This is a genomic window from Mycoplasma sp. 5912 (assembly GCF_054353835.1).
In genome coordinates, this window is record NZ_JBTHHI010000002.1 from 123,883 (window position 1) to 142,088 (window position 18,206).

Here is an 18,206-nt window from a genome sequence, read left to right on the forward strand (position 1 = left end):
TATATAAAAAAAGAACTAATTACAAACTAAAAAAGGCGAAAAAAAATAGCAAATGCTACTATTTCTGAATTCTGTCACTTTGTGCAACATAGTGTTTAACTTTTACACCTTTGTAAAAACCACAATTTCAGCATACAACATGTTGTTCAATTGCTTCTGAACAGTTACTGCATTTTACTAAATTAGGTAATGTTAAAGCACTGTGTGTTTGTCTTTTGTGTTTACGTTGTTTAGATGTTTTACGTTTTGGTACAATAGCCATGGTTTTCCTCCTTTGTGGTTTTTTTTAATAAAAATTATCTTAATAATTGAAAGCTTTTTAATTATATTAAAAAAGATTATAAATAGAAATAAAAAATTATGTTTTTTATCTAATGAAATTTATACTTAATAGATTCTTTCAAAAACATTAACTTTTACTTTTTTAACTATATTACAGTTGTAAAAATACAACTGGAAGATAATTATAGTTAGTATTTTAATGTATCTTGATATAAATCGTAAAACATCCCTGAGACAACGGGTTGGTTTTTATAAAATAAAGTTTTATAATCTTGTGAAATAAACACATAATTTCGGGTTTGAATATCTTTGATTTTTGTTAATATTTTGGCTGGATAATGAAAATGCCTAGATAATGGTATCTTGTAAAAATAATCTGACTTTTTCTGCTGCATATCATAATCTTTTGCATAAACAAATATTCCGTTGCTTCGGAAATTAAGTTGTGTGTTCTCTCTTTTATCTAGTATTTTATGATATAAAAGATTGCTCTTTCCTAATTTATTATTATAATCACGATATTTTTTTAAGTCTTTTCGCATTCTTTTAAAGGTAAAAAATGAATTCGTGTATAAAAACAAATCAATTCCAAAAAGCACCAATAAAGTTATCATAACTGCATTAAAAGTATCGTATGAATTTGTGTTAATCTTTTGTTTTAACAGTATAAATAAGAGCAAAATAGAAATAAACGAAATTACACTGATTATTGTTATAAAAATTAGAATTTTAATATATAATTTAATTCTTTGATACAAGAAATCAAAAACTTTGTTATCAATCTTTGCTTTAGCATTCTTAAGTCGATATAAACTAAAACTAATATAATCTGATACAAATTTGTTATAAGGTATCAGAAATCAAATCATCGAATAAATTATACCTATCATATTCTTCCTTAATCTTTTTGTTTTTATAATTATATCATTTGATATAAATTCACTAAATTTTTGATATTTTTAGTCTAATTACTTTTATTTTATAAATCTTATGATATAAATATTAATAATTATTATTCTTATTTACAAAATTATAATATTTCCTTAAAAATAACTTATCAAATTAATGCAGGAGCATAAATGAACAATACTATTCCTACTAAAATTTTAGGTTTAGGTGGTTTACTTGAAATAGGTAAATCTACCCTTATAATAGAACATTTAAATCAGATTTTTATCATTGATTCAGGAATTAAATTCGCTGATACTTATAATACTGGTATCAAAGGGATTGTACCTAGATATGAATATTTAAAGCAATCTAATAAAATAATTGAAGGTGTTTTTATCACTCATGGGCATGAAGATCATATTGGTGGAGTTGTATATTTAGCAAAACAAGTTAATATTAAAAAAATCTTTGCCCCAAGAATTGCAATTCAATATTTAAAATTAAAATTTGATGAACATAAAATTAATAAAAATATCGAATTTATCGAGATAAATAAATCAGATGTACATTACTTTGATAATAATTGTAAAGTTGATTTTTGAACTGCACAACACTCAATTCCAGATGCTTTTGGTATCAGAATTACAACTCCAAATGGTTCAATAATGTGTACTGGAGATTTTCGTTTTGATTATACTCCAATTGGTAATTACACAGATTTTGCCCGCCTCGATGAAATCGGAAAACAAGGACTTACAGCACTTTTATCCGATTCTACTAATGCAATGCGTCCTAATCACTCACCAAGTGAAAGTGATATTTTGACTGACATTGAACGTATTATTACTGATGCAAAACACAAAATTGTTGTTACAACTTTTGCATCAAACCTTACAAGAGTTAAAGTTATTATCGAACTAGCTCAAAAGTTAGGTAGAAAGGTCATTACATTTGGAAGATCAATGATACAAGGAGTGAAAATTGGCCGCAAGTTAGGTTATATAAATGTTAGCGATGATGTTTTAATCGATAAAAAACAACTTGCAAGCACACCTAATAAGGATTTACTAATTTTAACCACCGGATCACAAGGAGAACAATTAGCAGCTTTATCAAGGATGAGTTATGGTAAACATGCTACTATAAAAATAACCAAAGGTGATGTAATTATATTTTCCTCAAGTCCAATTCCTGGAAATCGTATGGTTGTAGAATTACTTATTAACCGACTTTATAAACTAGGAGCAATAATCAAAGAAAATGGTATTGATGGTTATTTACATACGTCTGGTCATGCATATCAATGAGAGCATGACAAAATTTTTAGACTAACTAAACCCAAATACTTTCTTCCTTATCATGGTGAATACCGAATGTGTGTTGCACATGGAAAAACAGCCATATCAAATGGTATAAATCCAAAGAATGTTTTGATTTTAGAAAAAGGTGATGTATATCATATGTTGAATCAAAATATCTATAAAACCAATGAGAAAGTTGATTTTGGACCAGTTTATATTGATGGTAATAAAGTATTAACAATTAATGCAAATATTATTAAACAAAGGGAGATGCTGAAAGAATCTGGTTTTGTAAATATAGTATTTTTAATAGATAAAGAAAAAAATATGATTATTGGTAGACCTAATATTATCACTCGTGGAAGTTTCTTTGTTAAAACATCCAAAGAATTAGTAGATGAAGCTCGACGTATTAGTCACGGAGCAATCTTACATCAAATCAAAAACTCGAATAATTGAACCACCAAGGATTTAGAAAAAGTTATTATCGATAGATTATCTAATTTGTTTTATAAAGAAAAACGTCGTAAACCAATTATTATTCCTACAATTATATTTACCGAAGAAACAGCTGATGAAAGGATAAAAGAATGTAAAATTAATTTTACTAATTCTAAATCAGATACACAACTTTGCCATATCGAAAACAAAACACAGATAATAAAAAACAACAAAAAACAAAAACAAATGCTTGATGATTTAAAGCAAGAAATTTTTGGTGATGTTTGTGCAGATGATGATCATGACGAAGATGATGAAATTTAAAATAACAAGGTTTTCTTGTTATTTTATCTTGGAGTTGGACTAAAAGATTAATAACCAATTATATTAATCTTTTTCGCAATTCTTTATGTTTATCAATATTTATTTTTATATTTTTTAGAATTTTTAAATCAAATATTTGATTAATTTATTCTAACATTAATATTTTTTTTGTAAAACTAGGAAATCATTTGCTTGTTTATAATTCATTTCTCCATCAAATAGCACTTCATTATCTTTTGGAACAAAAAATACTTCATAAACTAGACTTGCCTTTTGTTCAGAAGCATTTGGTATACTAAAAAAATCATATTTTGAAAAATTGAAATTAAAGGTTCGTTGACTTACATATGAAATATGGACTTTATTATTCTTCTCCTTATTTATCACTAGATGATTAGGAAAATTTCAGTTTAATATTTGACCAAGTGATTTACTTATATGAACTATGAGTTTATTTTTTCTCAAAACATTCTCTATTTTCTTCCCAGATAAAAATAATTCTTCAAAATTATTTTTTATATTTAATGGAGTTAAATTAGATGACTGTTCTTTTGCTGTATTTAATAGTGGTAGAAGAATTTTTTGATTAAATTCTTCTGTTGTGTTAATTATCAATGGCTGCTTTGTTTGCTCGATATTAGATAATGATCGATTTGTTAAATCTCCTAAAAATAATATTTTTTTAGAATTTATACTTTGTTTTATCTGAATATTATTTATCAGATTTGTTAAACTTTCAAACGATTCACGAACTATAAAATCTGTAAATTTATAATTAAGTTCATAATACAATCTTTTTTTTAACACTTTTTGTTGTGTTTTATCAAGTTCAGTTATTGTGTAATCTTTGTTTTTTGGTATTTTTAACACAGTAAATATAGGTAAGTAAGGTGAAAGAGCAGTTCAAACAGGTAAATCCATACCTGTAGTTGTTTTTAGTATACTTACTTTGTTGCTGCTGATATGATCAAAAATTAGATATTCTAAATATTCAGTGCCAAATAAATCACCATCTTGATATATAAGGATATTATTATCATTTAATACATTTTCTAAGCTTTGGTTATTTAAAAAATCTTTTTCAAAAATTTGCAAAATATCATTGTCCGACAATAATTTTTGCATATGAAATTTTTGGTATGTTTGATTGATAACATTTATAACAGTATCATTAAATTCGGATTTAGATTTAATTAATGTAGGCTTGCTAAAATAAATCGGAGTAGTTGAAATCTTATTTTTATCTATAAATTGATCAAAAAGCTCAGAATTATTCATAACAATTCCTTGTTGAACTTGCTTAAGTCGTAGCAAATCCATTAAATATGGTGTATCAGTAGAAACAGTTTCTGAATAATCTTTTTTATTTGAACATGAAACTGCAATAGCAGTGAATATTGGTGTAGAGATAAGTAGTGATTTTAATAATTTACTCTTGAATGACATATGTAAACGCTAAAACATCATCAACAGAATTTTCAAACAAAGCTGATTTTCATTTCTTCACTACTAATCTATATTCACCATCTTCTGTTGTATGATATTCTATTAATTCATCATTTGATGAAATAGACTTAGAAGATGCTACTGTTATTCAACCTTGAATTTTATCATATTTTTCTAAATACAAATCATAATCAGAAAACTTTTCTGATTGTCTATTCAATACCACTTTATGTTTTAATCAATCATTAGAACGATGCTCAATGCTTCATTTTTCACTTTCTTTATTTAATCTGTCAACTTCAATAGAATTAGCAACTATTCCACCAATAGGTCCTAAAAATCATCATCAATTAACATTAGGATTATATGCTGGTTGATTTTCTTTGTTTTTTAATAAACCTGCATTAAACATCCATGATAAAGATGCTTTTATTGTTTTTCCTTTTGAAGTAAAAAAAGAATTAGTAGATTTTATTACACCAGCTGAATTATTATATTTAACTATTGCATAATTAATATGATTTGATGCTTTTATCATATTTTCATAATCAGGAATTCCGGCTCCATATTTATTTGAAAAACCGCTAGTCTTTATTTTTTGATCACTATCATTTGTTGAAACAGCAGATGCACTAAGGATGCTTTTTAATGCTGGTATTCTATATAAATCATTGTCTAATAAAGGTTTTTCTCGTAATAATGTTGATAGCATACCCGCAACAACAGGAGATGAAAAACTTGTTCCTTGTCAGGTTTGTCTGTTAGCTAATGTATATGAGCCTGGTGCAGCTATAAAAGGCTTAGCTATATCACCGTGACTCAAATCAATTAAAACATTAGAATATGATGCTATTTTATTATCTTTTATGTTATCGTTTAAATTTTTATCTAGTGCACCAACAACTATTGAATTATATGATAAACCAAATTGATTTATTCACTTCATCATTTTCTGATTATCATTTCCATTTCCAGCTGAAATTACATTCAATACACCATATTTTCTTGATAAATAATCAAGAATATAACTTTCTTCATCATAATACTTATATTTTTCTTCATTAAAACTTCCGTAACTGTGATTTATGATTTTTATTTTTTTGTCAATTACCATTTCTTCTAATCTTGTTTGTCAATCAGAATTTGTATTATAAAATGATGAAAAATATATGCTAGCTTTTTTGTCAAAACCTTCTTTTCCTGCTGCTATTATTGTCGAAATTAAACCATGATCATTGTTCACATTATATTCGTTAAGTATTTCAACTTTGTTTTTGTCGAAATTATTAGTTTTTCATTTTTGTAGTGCTCTATTTGCTTCCAAAATACCTATTTTATTTAAATTATATCCACCATGACTATTAAGATCTTTTTCGTTTTGTTTTAGAAAATTAACGGTTTTATAAACATCATTTATATTCTTAATATCATAATTATGGTGATTATAATAAGATCCACCACCTAATATTCTAGTATCAATTTCACTAAATTTTGTCATCAGCATCATATTTGATTCTGGATTATTTTTATACAATATAAATCTATTTACTTGTTTGTTATCCTTTATTTTTGAAATAAATTCTTTGCGATCTGTTTCGCTTTTGAAATAAAATCATACAATAGGTGATATTCTGCTAATAACAGAATTTAAAAAATCTATTTTCAACATTTTCATATGCTCAAGAAATTTTTGATTTTCTGTTTTTATAAAATCTTCATCATTGATTTGATTTTGATTTTTGTAATTATGATTTAATAGAACCTTTAATTCAAAATGATTATCAGGTTGTGGTGTTGAAGAATTAATACTATAATTTCTAGCAAAAGATTCTCTTATTTGTAGTTTTGGATTTGTTGAATTTTCATATCATTGAACATTAGTTACATTCCTTGGTGTTGATACAATGGTTATAGGAAAAACAACAGTAGATGCTATACCTAGTACACATAAGAACTTTCTTTTATGTTTCATTATGCTCCTTTTTAATTTTAAATTGATAAGGCATTTTTTCTTATAACAAAACAATTAAATACCATATAAGATTTTCATCCTTTTTTAACCTTATCTATAATTATATTAGCATAAAAAGTAAAATTACAAAATTTTTTATATTCGTTAAAAAAACCAAGAAAATTTCGCTTCCTGTTTTTATTCTTTTTAACTATAAATTATCAGATGTTAATTCATCATACCTAGATCATTTGCTGACAAAAAATGTTTTGTTTTAGAAAATCAGGATTAGTTTCACAAACACTAAAAATGAAAATAGACAATGCAAAGGAGATAATAAAGCAGGAATCATTAAAAATAACAAAAAAACACAAAAAATGCTTAATTATTTGGGATAAGAAATTTTTGTTGATGTTTGCTCCGCTGATGACTATGACGAAGATGATGAAATTTAAAATAACAAGGTTTTCTTGTTATTTTATCTTTGCTTTACCAAAAAGTCATTAGTTTCTTTAAAATTTAACACACCTTTAAATTTAATACTATAATCTTTTGGTGCTTGAAAAACTTCTAAAATAAGATTTACTTTAACATCACTTGCTTCCTTATTTTGATCATCACTTCTTCTTGAATTAAATTCAAACACTCTTTCTGATATTTTAGCTAATGTCATTTCCTTATTTCTGCTATTAATATCATATTTAATTGTTTGATACGGATAAGTAAAATGATATATATTACCTTTTTCTTTTATAATACGAATATATAAATTATTATTAGTAAGTATATCTGAAAGGTCTTTTGCTTTTAAATATTGAGATTGAAAAATATTTTTAATTTCTTGTTTAGACAGATTAAGATGTAAGTTTTGTGAAATATTATATATATTGTCTAAAAACTGATTGTTAAATTCTGATTCATTAGTTATTTTCAGATACTCAGTAGTTGATGGTATTAGAGCAAGTATATCATTTGTTAAATCACCTAAAAATGCTACAGGTTTATATATTATATCTTGCCTAATTTGAGCTTTATTTATAAGTAACTTTATGTCAATTTGTTTGTCCCCTAGAATAAAATCGTCTTTTTTGTAATGCAATTCATTAGATAAATTGTTAATATACTGATCTATTTGGTCATTAGGAAATTCTTTAATTTCATAATCCTTGTTTTTAGGTAACTTAAAGATTGTAAATATCTTTCTTGTATAATAAATATAAAGGTGTTTAACATCTAAATAATAACCAGGTAGAATTTTAAAAATTTTGATTTTCCCCATATCATTTTCCGCATCATAAACAAGATAATCTAGATAAGATGGGATTTGATACGGGGTTTGCTCATAAATTAAAATATTTTGTGTTTTTAATATATCATCTATGTTTTTAGCATCTAAAAAATCATCTTCAAATGTTTTTGTTATTTCTTCATCACTCATAGATTTATTTAAGTTATATTTTTGGTAAAGTTCATTAACCTTACCTACAACATTCTTAATAAACTCATCTTTTGTTTTAATTAAAAGTGGTTGATTAAAATAATTAACAGCACTTCATTGATCTTTTTTGTAAGGAATAAATTGGTCAAAAATTTGTGAATTATTTAGTTTAATATCTTGTGATTGTTGTTTTAATCTTAGTAAATTTATTGAATATCCAAGGTTACGTTCGGTTTGTTGAGTTTCTGAATTTTTATTATCGTGTTTTGAAGTTGAACATGCAGATGCAATAATAGTAATAATAGGTGTAGTACCGAAAATAAATTTAAATAGTTTATTTTTGAACAACATATGTATATGCTAAAATATCATCCACTGAGTTATCAAATAAAGCTGATTTATATTTCCTTACTACTAATCTATATTCTCCTGAACCATCTGATTTATATTCAATTAATTCATCATTAGATGTTGAAGATTCAGATCTTGCAACTTCAACTCAACCTTTATTATACTCATACTTTTCTAAGATAAAATCATAATCTGAAAATTTCATTTTTTGTTTTTTTAATACTTCATCTGTTTTTAATCAATCTGATTTGTGGTGGGTTTTTTCTCATTCTGATGTCTCTCTTTTTACACGATCTGACTCTACTTTGTTAGCTATTAAACCACCGATTGGACCTAAAAATCACCATCAATTTACATTTGAATTGTATTTTGGTTTATTTTCAAGATTCTTTAATAAACCTGCATTAAACATTCATGATAACGATGCTTTTAATATTTGGCCTGAATTTAAATAAATCGAATTTGATCTTTTAAGAATATCATTAGTATCGGATGAATTGATCTTTAATATACTTAAATTATCTGCGGCTATTTTCATATTTTCAAAGTCAGGTATACCTGATCCATATAAATTGCTAAAACCATTAGATTTATTGAGTTGTTTCGGATCGTTTGTTGATATAGCAGAAGCACTAAGGATACTTTTTAAAGCAGGTATTCTAGTTTCATCTTTATCTAATATTAATTTTTTCTCTCTTAATAATGTAGATAATAATCCAGTTATAACTGGTGCAGAAAAACTTGTTCCATTTTTTTCTTCATATAATTCAAACGTTCCAGGTGCAGTTATAAATGGTTTTGCAACATCACCATTACTTGGGTCAATTAATATATTCGAGTATGATGCAATTCGGTTGTCTTTTATATTTGCTTCTAAATTCTTATTTAATGCACCTACAACAATTGAATTGTAAGATAATGAATATTTATTTATTCAATTCATTCCTCTGCCATCATTACCATTTCCAGCAGAAAATACATTTACAACACCATATTTTCGAGAAAGATAATCAACTATATAACTTTCTTCACCGTAAAGTTTTTCTCTTAAATTAAGACCACTTCCGTAACTATGGTTAATAACTCTAATACCTTTATCTATAATTAAATCTTCAAGTCTTTTTTGTCGACATTATAAAAATTGTTGTGTATTTTAATAAAAATCTAAGTTATATCCTATAAAAAAGGTAAGTTGTATATATAATAGCATCTTATCAGAAAATTTAAAAATTTTTTTTGAAAAACCCGCAAAATAAAGTGAACAAAAGTAATCTTTTGTTCTTTTGCTTTATACTTTGCAGGTTTTTCAATGCCAAATTGAAGTTTAACCAATATTTCTAAATCCGTTTGTTGTTCTAAGACTTCTGTCAATATTTCAGTTATCAAAAATATGTGCTAAAAGCAGTGATAAACTTTCCGAATTAGGAAATGAAACCTTTCTTTTTAAAATCAATTTCATATTCGAGTTTAAGGATTCAATTGGATTTGTTGTATAAATAGATTTACGCTTTTCAGGTGGAAAATCAAAAAATGTTAATAAATTTTGCATTTGCAAAAGATATGAGACTTCTTTTTTGTAACCTTTTATGGTTCATTTTGATACAAAGTTTTCTAGTTCTTTTTGTGCTTCAGTTTTATTACTTCGTTTGGCAATTAACATAAAATCATTAGAAATTTCTTTACGATCTGAAACCCTTACTTTAGACACAATATTTCTTTGAATGTGTACAAGACATCTTTGAGTCTTAGATTTTGGAAAAATTTCATTTACAACATTTTCTAAACCAGGTAAGCCGTCAAAGACAAAAATTTCAACTTCTTCTACACCTTGTTCCTTGATTTTTAGTAATAATTCTCTAAAAATTCCTTTGTTTTCATTTGGACAAATTTCAAAGTTTAGCACTTGCTTATAGCCATTTTCGTCAATTCCCATAACGATATTTATAGCTTCTTTTGCATAACTTCCTCGTTTAATGGAAAAGTAAGAAGAATCAAGAAAAATTGCTTGAAATTTCTTTGGTAGCTTTCTATTTTGGAATTCATCTACCTTTTCCTTTGTAGTAGTAAAGATATTAGAAATTGTTTGTCTTGACATTTTTATGTCTGTAGAATTCTCAATGAAATCAGTGATTTCTTTATAAGAACCACCTAGTTTGCAAAAGGACATTATCATCTGAGTAAGATCATCACTTCTTCGGCTATATCTGGCAAATAATTTACTTTTAATTCTTCCTGCTCTATCTCTTGGAACATTTAATAATGCTTTTCCAATCGGTGTATCTAGTGCTCTTGTATAGTAACCATTCCGAGTATTTTTCTTTTCATATTTAGAATTTTCAAATTCAAATTTTAAGTTCTCATCAAACTCTTCTTTTAAGATTGCATTCATTATATTAGTAATGATATCTCTTGAAAATTCTGCTACGAATTTAAAACCATTTTCTTTTATTTCATTAATCTTTTCTGAAATTAATAAGTTTTTTGATATAATATCTGTCATGTGTTCTCCTTTGTTTTATATCACTTACAATTTTAAAGGAGTTTCACTCTTTTTTTAATATTTTTTTTCAAAATCTTTTTTTGTGAAAATAACTCAGTTATGAATACACAACTTTTTTTAAGGTCCCTTTTTGTCAGTCGCTATTTTTGCCATCAAAAGATGTAAAATAAATACTTGCTTTCTTATCAAAACCTTCCTTGCCACCTACAATAGATGAAACAATAATACCGTGATCATCTACATCTTCTTTTGTCTCTGTATATTGATTCAAAACGTACATATTATTTTTGAAAAAATTATATGTAGTCGAATAATTAAGTTGTCCTCTATATTCCATAACACCTACATTATTTTGATTGTAACTGGTATGACTATTTAGATCTTTTTGATTTTGTTTTTCAAAATTTACTGTTTTATAAATTTGATATTTATTTTTGATTTCATATCTGAAAAGATCATCTCTGTATGAATAATAATTATCAGGAGATTCATAAATTTCTTTTACAGGTATTTTGATATTTGTTATATCATTTTTATAAAGAATAAATCTATTAACCTGATTATCTTTATTTAATTTATGTATAAATTCTTTACGATTATCTTCATTTTGAAAATAAAATCATACTATCGGTGAGATTCTGCTTGAAGTAGAACTCAGAAATTTTAATCCTATTTTTTTAACATAATTAATAAAATTTTGGTTTTGTTCTTTTATATATTTTTCATCTTTAATTTGTAAGTTGGTTAAATATTTATGATTTAATAAAACTTTTAACTCATAATCATTATTTATTTGTTCAACACTTGAATTAAGATTATAATTTTTACCAAACGAATCTCTAACTTCTATCTTTAGATCATTTGCTTTTTCATATCATTGGATGTTTTTATTTGTATTTGGTGTTGATACGATTGCAATAGGTAAGACAACAGTCGATGTTATACCTAATGCTCATAAAAATTTTCTTCTATTTTTCATTTTACTCCTTTTATTTTGATTGATAACATTATTTAACTATTTTATTTAATATATTTTTTATAAAGGCAAGATTCCACTCCACCTAATATATTATTTCTTTTAATATTATTTTTGTTTTACTAAAAAATCATTGGTTTCTTTAAAGTTTAATATACCTTCAAATTCCACACTATAATCCTTTGGTATTTGAATAACTTCATAAATTAAATTTGATTTAATATCATCAAGTTAATGTAGATTATATAGATATAACCTGCTTGAATTAAAACTGAATATTCTATCTGAAATTTCTGCTAATACAACTTCTTTGTTATTAGTTTGATATTTAATGGTTTGATACGGATAGGTTCAATGATATATATCGCTTTTTTTCATTTATAATACATATTTTAATACTAAAACATCAACTAAATTTTTAAATTGAGTTGATTTGTTTATATCTATTAAGTCTTTTTTTAATCTTATTTACTATAACATTGATTAATTTATTAAATATTGATAAATATAATTTATTATTAACATCATATAAATTTAGATACTTTAATATCCTCGGTTTATAATCTCAATTGTTTATAAATTTTGATGTCAGTTTATTTTCAATAACCATTTTACTCCATTTTTTAATTTTAAATTGATAAGGTAGGTTTTATTATATTTAATTATTTACCTTAATAAGATTTCATCCTTTTTTAACCTTATCTATAATTATAATAACATAAAAAAGTGAAATTACAAAATTTTTTATATTTGTTATTAAAAAAAACCAAGAAATTTTACTTCTCGGTTTTTTTGCTAATGAACTATAAATTATCAGATGTTAATTCATCATACCTTGATCAGTTGGTAACAAAAAATGTTTTATTTCTAACCATTTCATTATCTTTATCAAACAATTGATAATTTTCGCTTTTAGGAACACTGATAAACAAAGCAATTGGACGATGTGAATTACGAACATTTTCGCTGTTAGGCATAAATCAATTAATAAGATATACTTTCTTTAAAATACTATCTAAATTAAAACTATAAGCATCGATATTCCTTGCATAATTATCTGTAAAATAATAATATACATTGTTATTATGCAGTAAATTTTCTAAGCTTGTATTTGCTACTAATTGAGCATATTCTTTAATTCGACCTACTTGATAAGAATTTAAATTATTAAAAACTATATCATCAATATTTGAAAGAGTACCAATTTTTTGAAAATTTTCTTTTATAGCTTCATATTTTTTGTATTCATTAACACTTGCTTCATCTTTTGATGTAGATAAACGATAAAAATCGTGTTTTTTATTAAGTTCATTTTTGTTTAAAAGTGATATATATTCATTTTCCTTTTGAAAATAAATTGCAGGATGATATTCATTAAAGAATGATAAATTATCAAAATTCTTTTTGCTTTGTGATCTAACTGCTTGCGAAAAATTACGAACTAAACTTTCGAATCTTTTCACTTCAGATGCAGAAAGAATTTTATCTAAATCAGACTGATCTCTTCCTTCGTTTTTTTGCTTTATCATATGCTTTATATTTTGTAAGATTATTATTAAAGAATTCGTTATTTTCAGTTCTGATTTTCTTTTGTAAATCTAATACAGATTGAACAGGTGAAATTTTATCATTTTTACTTGGGGTTTGTTTATCAGTTCCACCAACCTTAATTTTTTCATCATTAACTTTCCGATAACTACATGAAATAGCAGCCGATGTTGTTATTAAAGGCAATAAAGAACCTCCTGAAACCAAAATTTTTCTAACACTTTTTTTCATAATTATTTAATGTTTTTTAAACATTGCTCCATAATTGATATATATCTATATTATAGTCTTTTTTAGCAATTCAAACATTCTTATAATTTTTCTGGTATATAAATATTTCTAGATAAAAAATAAATATGTTAATTTTTCACATATTTATACTTTAAATCAATTTTTATTTAATTCTTACTTCTTCATAGAATTCTAAAACATCATCTTCTTGGATATCATTAAAATCTTTTATATGTGTACCAAAGTCTTTACCTTTTACAACTTCTTTTGCATCATTTAATTCACGACGTAAAGTTTCTAGTTGTCCTTCGTGAATTATTTTTCCTTTACGATATACTTTTACCTTACATTTTTCGCGAACCACACCAGCATCCATCATACATCCTGCAATCTTTCCTACTTTTGAATAAAAGAAAACCTTGATAATATGTGCTTCACCGATCTTGCAATCTTCATAAATTGGTGCTTTTAATTCATCTAAAATACTTTGACAATCTTGAATTATCTTATAAATTACATTATGCTCAATAATACTAATATTTTGTGCCTGAGCATTTTGTTTCATATTTGATGGTGTTTTTAGGTTAAACACGAAGATTATAGCATTTGATGCTTGTGCTAGTAATAAATCATTTCCGCTTACAAACCCTGCAGATGCAGCAATAACCTTTATAATTGCTTCATCATTTTCAAGCCCATTTATTTGTCCTTTGATAGCTTCAGAAGTCCCGTGAACATCTGATTTAATTATAATATTTATTATTTTTTTACCATCTGAATTTGCATTTACTAATGATTTATCATGCAATAAATTCATTTTATCAGAAAAAGCCTTTTCGTTAGCTAATTTCTTTGCAAATTTTTCATCACTAAATCCAATAAATTTATCACCAGCATCAGGGGCATAATTTAATCCTGTTATAATTGCCGGCATACCTGGATAAACTTTTTTAATAGGGTGTCCGTTTGTATCAGTTAAAGAACGAATCCTTCCATATTTAGAGCCAGCAACAATAAAGTCACCTTTATATAATGTTCCATTTTCAATTACTATTGTAGAAACTGCACCAGCACCTTTATCAACACGTGATTCGATAACTGTTCCAATTGGATATCGTTTTGGATTAGCTTTTAAATCTAAAAGTTCAGCAAGTAAGGTTATTTCATCAAATAATTGAGTTAAACCATCACCGTTTATCGCTGATCCATAAACTATTTGAGTGTCTCCACCGTATTCATTGATTACAACTTCATTATCTGCTAACTCTCCCTTCAAACGATCTAAATCCTTGTTAGGCTTATCCATTTTATTGACAAAAACAATAATAGGAACATTAGCTGCCTTTGCATGTTGAATCGCTTCTTTGGTTTGAGGCATTACACCATCGTCTGCTGCAACAACTAAAATAATAATATCAGTAATTTTCGCTCCACGAGCACGCATTTTAGTAAATGCTTCATGCCCTGGAGTATCTAAGAAAGTTATTTTTGCATTCTTATGTTCAATTTGATATGCTCCGGTATGTTGGGTAATCCCACTTGATTCGGTTGCGACAATATTCGATCGTCTTATTTTATCTATTAGGGTGGTTTTTCCATGATCAACATGACCCATCACTGTAATAATTGGACTACGATGAATTAAATCTTCTGGTTTATCTTCAAAATTTACTTCATCTAAAAAGTTTGATCCATCAACATTTGTTTCTTTTTGAAAGTCTAAATTATTTTCTAAACAAATTTCACCAATTTCTTCTTCGGATAAAATGTGATTAAGATTATACATTTTACCTTGTAAAAAGAATTTTTTGATTATGTCGTTTGCATTAATACGAGTAATTTTAGCAAAATCTCCGATAGTCATTTTACCTGTAAAAATAAACACTCCATCTTTTACTTCAGTTTTTGCTGTTTGTAGTTGTTGCTTTATTTCAGCAACATTACTAATCCGATGTGTTTTCTTTGACATTGATCACCTCCTGAATTTGTGATTCCAAGTCATCGTAAGTTTCATTAGTGACATTGGTACGAAAGGTACGATTTAATGCTTTAGTTCTTCTTATTTTATTCCAATTTTCAAAAGATGGAATAAAATAAGCACCTCTTCCTTTCATATTTTGATTTTTATCTAAAATAACTGTATTTGCTTTGCGATTAAAATCAAAACGCAACATTTCCTTAACATTTACTATTTGGTTAGTCGCGATACATTTACGATTAAAGTTTTTAAGATTCTCATTCATCATCTAAATCATCAAAATTAATATCTGTATCTAAACCATAGTTCATTAAATCATTATCAACTTTAAAGTCTTTAATCTTCTTGTATTCAGTAATAACTTTTTTCTCTTTTTTAATTTGGTTTTTATTATTAAATTCTTTTGGTTTATCACTACTTTGCATACTATTTTGAAATTCTTCTATTTCTTCTTCTGCTGCAAAGTTAATATCAAATGATGAATTAATATCATCTACAAAATCATAATTATTTAACTCGCTATCAGATTGAATTTGGTTATCAACTTTTTCAAATAAATCATCAAACATACTTTCACTAGATTGTTTAATTTTATCATTTGTTTTTTGTAATTTATTTTTTTGTTGTGAATCAATAGTTTCCGATGTATTTTGTTTAGCAATTAATGAATCGCTAGTCTGCATACGCATTGAACTATAAAAGTCTGCTACATCTTTATCAAAATCATCCATTGAAATATTGATATCTTTAAGATATTGATTTGGTTTTGATTTTCTTGGTTTTTTATTTGTGTTAAATAACGATTTTTCTCTTAGAACAAATGTCTTTTTAACTTCTTTTAATTTAAATGGTATTTTTAGTTGCATCGCTTTTTCAACATCAATAACTTCTATTTTGGTTTCAGTTAATTTTGATGCTAAGTCAATATTTAATGCACTGCGACCAATTGCTGATTTAAATTCTTCTTTTTCAACTACAGCATAGGCTTTTTGAGTTTTCTTGTGCAAAACAACATCAATTACTTTAGCAGGCGATAATGCATTTTTAACATATTCTAATTTATTTGCAGATCACCTTATAATATCTATTTTTTCTTTAATAATATCAGATACAGCAATGATGCGTTTGGCTCCCTCACCAAAAATTGAACCAACAATATCGTAGTTAAAGTTACGATTTGGATTAACTCTTACAGCAACCTTAGAACGAATTCCTGGTATTCTTTGCACCTTAACAATTTCGATATCTCCGCTACCTATTTCAGATATCTGAGTTTTTAAAGTTTCTTGGACTTGGTTTGGATCAATCATCGAAACTTCTAAAACATTGAGATTATTTTCTAAATTAATACCTTCTAATGTAACCTGTATATCTGAACCAGGATGTATCGGTTCAGAACGATTTAATTTATGTTTCGATAAGTAAGCTTTATATAAGCGATTATCTTCTAAGATTTCCACTAAAAATCCACCACGAACCATAGTTGATAAAACCTTAGCATGAAATTTTTGACCAATTTTATTAACAAAAATATTGCTTATACGTTCTTTATCAACAAATTTTAACTCACTGCGAAACCCGTTTTCTATAGCAGCACGATGTTTTTTACTGATTCAACCAAAATCTCAAATTATATCAACTGTATCACCTGAATGAATATTCGGATTTAAAATTTTCGCTTCTTTAATATGAATAAATAATAATCTCTGTAAATCTGGTTCACTATTTTTCTCATTTATTTCTTCAAAAACAATTTCATCTGAATCATCTACTACTATAATATTATGCTTGATTAATGTGATAGTCTTATCTTCGTGATTAACTATAAAATCAATTTCTGCATCAGGATCTATATCTTTTGTTATAACTTTTAATGTTTCTTCTTTAAAGATATTTAAAATGGTATCAAAGTCAAAATTTTTAGATTCTGCATATGAGTTAATCATTTGATATAACTGATTTTTTTCATTTTTTCTTTTGTCAATAACAATATTTTTATTTTCTGCCATATGTTCCTTAAAATTTAATATATAACTCTACTGAAGAAATATTATTTTTTTCAAATGATACTTTTCGCATCTGCCCTTTTTTATTTCATCTAACAAGTATTTTATCATCAAAAACTTCCAATAATGTGACTACAAAGATATTATGTGATTCATAACTTTTAATTGTTTTTATTTTTATTTCTTTATTTATATAACTTGTTAAATCATTGATATCTAAATCCGTTTTTAAACCCTTTGATAAAACTTCTAAATTATATTCATCTTTAAACCAATTTTGAGTGTTTAAAAACATTGAAACTTGTTTGGATAATTCTTCAACTTGCTTTAAGTCAGTAAACTTACTTGTAATTTCTAAAGTTTGTCCAAAATCATTTGAAACCATTTTTGCATCCAAAATATTATCACCAAATTGTTCAATTAAAATTTGTTTATAGTTCATTTGACTCCTTAAAATAAGAAAAGTTGCACTGACGTACAACTCCTTATAATTCATAAAAAAGAGAAGTTGTTATATTATAGCAGTTTATGATAAAAATTTA

Annotated in this window: 16 protein-coding genes; 1 reads left to right on the forward strand and 15 read right to left on the reverse strand. The window is 25.7% G+C overall.

What is annotated here, in order from left to right:
- Positions 1-58: 58 nt before the first annotated feature.
- Together rpmF and ACXYRP_RS01095 are read right to left on the reverse strand one after the other, a co-directional pair.
- Positions 59-262 (reverse strand): 50S ribosomal protein L32, encoded by a 204-nt coding sequence (gene rpmF / locus ACXYRP_RS01090; RefSeq protein ID WP_435128492.1) that lies wholly within the window; start codon positions 260-262, stop codon positions 59-61.
- A gap of 208 nt (positions 263-470) precedes the next feature.
- Complete coding sequence (locus ACXYRP_RS01095; protein WP_458614514.1) at positions 471-1,172, reverse strand: hypothetical protein; 702 nt, start codon at positions 1,170-1,172, stop codon at positions 471-473.
- 189 nt (positions 1,173-1,361) lie between these two features.
- Between ACXYRP_RS01095 and ACXYRP_RS01100 the strand changes: the two genes are divergently transcribed.
- On the forward strand, positions 1,362-3,239 hold the full coding sequence (locus tag ACXYRP_RS01100) for a ribonuclease J (RefSeq protein WP_458615038.1): 1,878 nt from the start codon (positions 1,362-1,364) through the stop codon (positions 3,237-3,239).
- Positions 3,240-3,395: 156 nt separating this feature from the next.
- Here the strand turns inward: ACXYRP_RS01100 and ACXYRP_RS01105 are convergent, their stop codons facing one another.
- The 13 genes from ACXYRP_RS01105 to ACXYRP_RS01165 all read right to left on the reverse strand — a co-directional run bounded on the left by ACXYRP_RS01105 (position 3,396) and on the right by ACXYRP_RS01165 (position 18,106).
- Positions 3,396-4,685 (reverse strand): hypothetical protein, encoded by a 1,290-nt coding sequence (locus tag ACXYRP_RS01105; RefSeq protein WP_458597488.1) that lies wholly within the window; start codon positions 4,683-4,685, stop codon positions 3,396-3,398.
- On the reverse strand, positions 4,669-6,657 hold the full coding sequence (locus ACXYRP_RS01110; protein WP_458615039.1) for a S8 family serine peptidase: 1,989 nt from the start codon (positions 6,655-6,657) through the stop codon (positions 4,669-4,671). The genes ACXYRP_RS01105 and ACXYRP_RS01110 overlap by 17 nt, the downstream gene beginning before the upstream one ends.
- A gap of 457 nt (positions 6,658-7,114) precedes the next feature.
- Positions 7,115-8,425: a hypothetical protein gene (locus ACXYRP_RS01115; protein ID WP_458615040.1), complete on the reverse strand. Its 1,311-nt coding sequence runs from the start codon at positions 8,423-8,425 to the stop codon at positions 7,115-7,117.
- Positions 8,409-9,533: a S8 family serine peptidase gene (locus ACXYRP_RS01120; RefSeq protein ID WP_458615053.1), complete on the reverse strand. Its 1,125-nt coding sequence runs from the start codon at positions 9,531-9,533 to the stop codon at positions 8,409-8,411. The genes ACXYRP_RS01115 and ACXYRP_RS01120 overlap by 17 nt, the downstream gene beginning before the upstream one ends.
- Positions 9,534-9,749: 216 nt before the next feature.
- Positions 9,750-10,925 carry an IS256 family transposase gene (locus tag ACXYRP_RS01125; RefSeq protein WP_458615041.1) on the reverse strand — a complete coding sequence of 392 codons (1,176 nt, stop codon included), beginning with the start codon at positions 10,923-10,925 and terminating at the stop codon, positions 9,750-9,752.
- 97 nt (positions 10,926-11,022) lie between these two features.
- Positions 11,023-11,904: a hypothetical protein gene (locus tag ACXYRP_RS01130; protein ID WP_458615042.1), complete on the reverse strand. Its 882-nt coding sequence runs from the start codon at positions 11,902-11,904 to the stop codon at positions 11,023-11,025.
- Between the two features lie 228 nt (positions 11,905-12,132).
- Positions 12,133-12,279 carry a hypothetical protein gene (locus ACXYRP_RS01135; protein WP_458615043.1) on the reverse strand — a complete coding sequence of 49 codons (147 nt, stop codon included), beginning with the start codon at positions 12,277-12,279 and terminating at the stop codon, positions 12,133-12,135.
- 425 nt (positions 12,280-12,704) lie between these two features.
- Positions 12,705-13,430, reverse strand: a complete 726-nt coding sequence (locus tag ACXYRP_RS01140) for a hypothetical protein (protein WP_458615044.1) — start codon at positions 13,428-13,430, stop codon at positions 12,705-12,707.
- Positions 13,384-13,680, reverse strand: coding sequence for a hypothetical protein (locus ACXYRP_RS01145; RefSeq protein WP_458615045.1), 297 nt, complete (start codon positions 13,678-13,680; stop codon positions 13,384-13,386). The genes ACXYRP_RS01140 and ACXYRP_RS01145 overlap by 47 nt, the downstream gene beginning before the upstream one ends.
- Before the next feature lie 163 nt (positions 13,681-13,843).
- Positions 13,844-15,649, reverse strand: a complete 1,806-nt coding sequence (gene infB, locus ACXYRP_RS01150; protein ID WP_458607263.1) for a translation initiation factor IF-2 — start codon at positions 15,647-15,649, stop codon at positions 13,844-13,846.
- Positions 15,624-15,926, reverse strand: coding sequence for a YlxR family protein (locus tag ACXYRP_RS01155; RefSeq protein WP_458597499.1), 303 nt, complete (start codon positions 15,924-15,926; stop codon positions 15,624-15,626). The genes infB and ACXYRP_RS01155 overlap by 26 nt, the downstream gene beginning before the upstream one ends.
- On the reverse strand, positions 15,907-17,667 hold the full coding sequence (locus tag ACXYRP_RS01160) for a NusA N-terminal domain-containing protein (protein WP_458615046.1): 1,761 nt from the start codon (positions 17,665-17,667) through the stop codon (positions 15,907-15,909). The genes ACXYRP_RS01155 and ACXYRP_RS01160 overlap by 20 nt, the downstream gene beginning before the upstream one ends.
- Positions 17,668-17,674: 7 nt before the next feature.
- A complete protein-coding gene (locus tag ACXYRP_RS01165) occupies positions 17,675-18,106 on the reverse strand; it encodes an LSm family protein (protein WP_435128526.1) in 432 nt (143 codons plus the stop codon).
- Between the last annotated feature and the right edge of the window lie 100 nt (positions 18,107-18,206).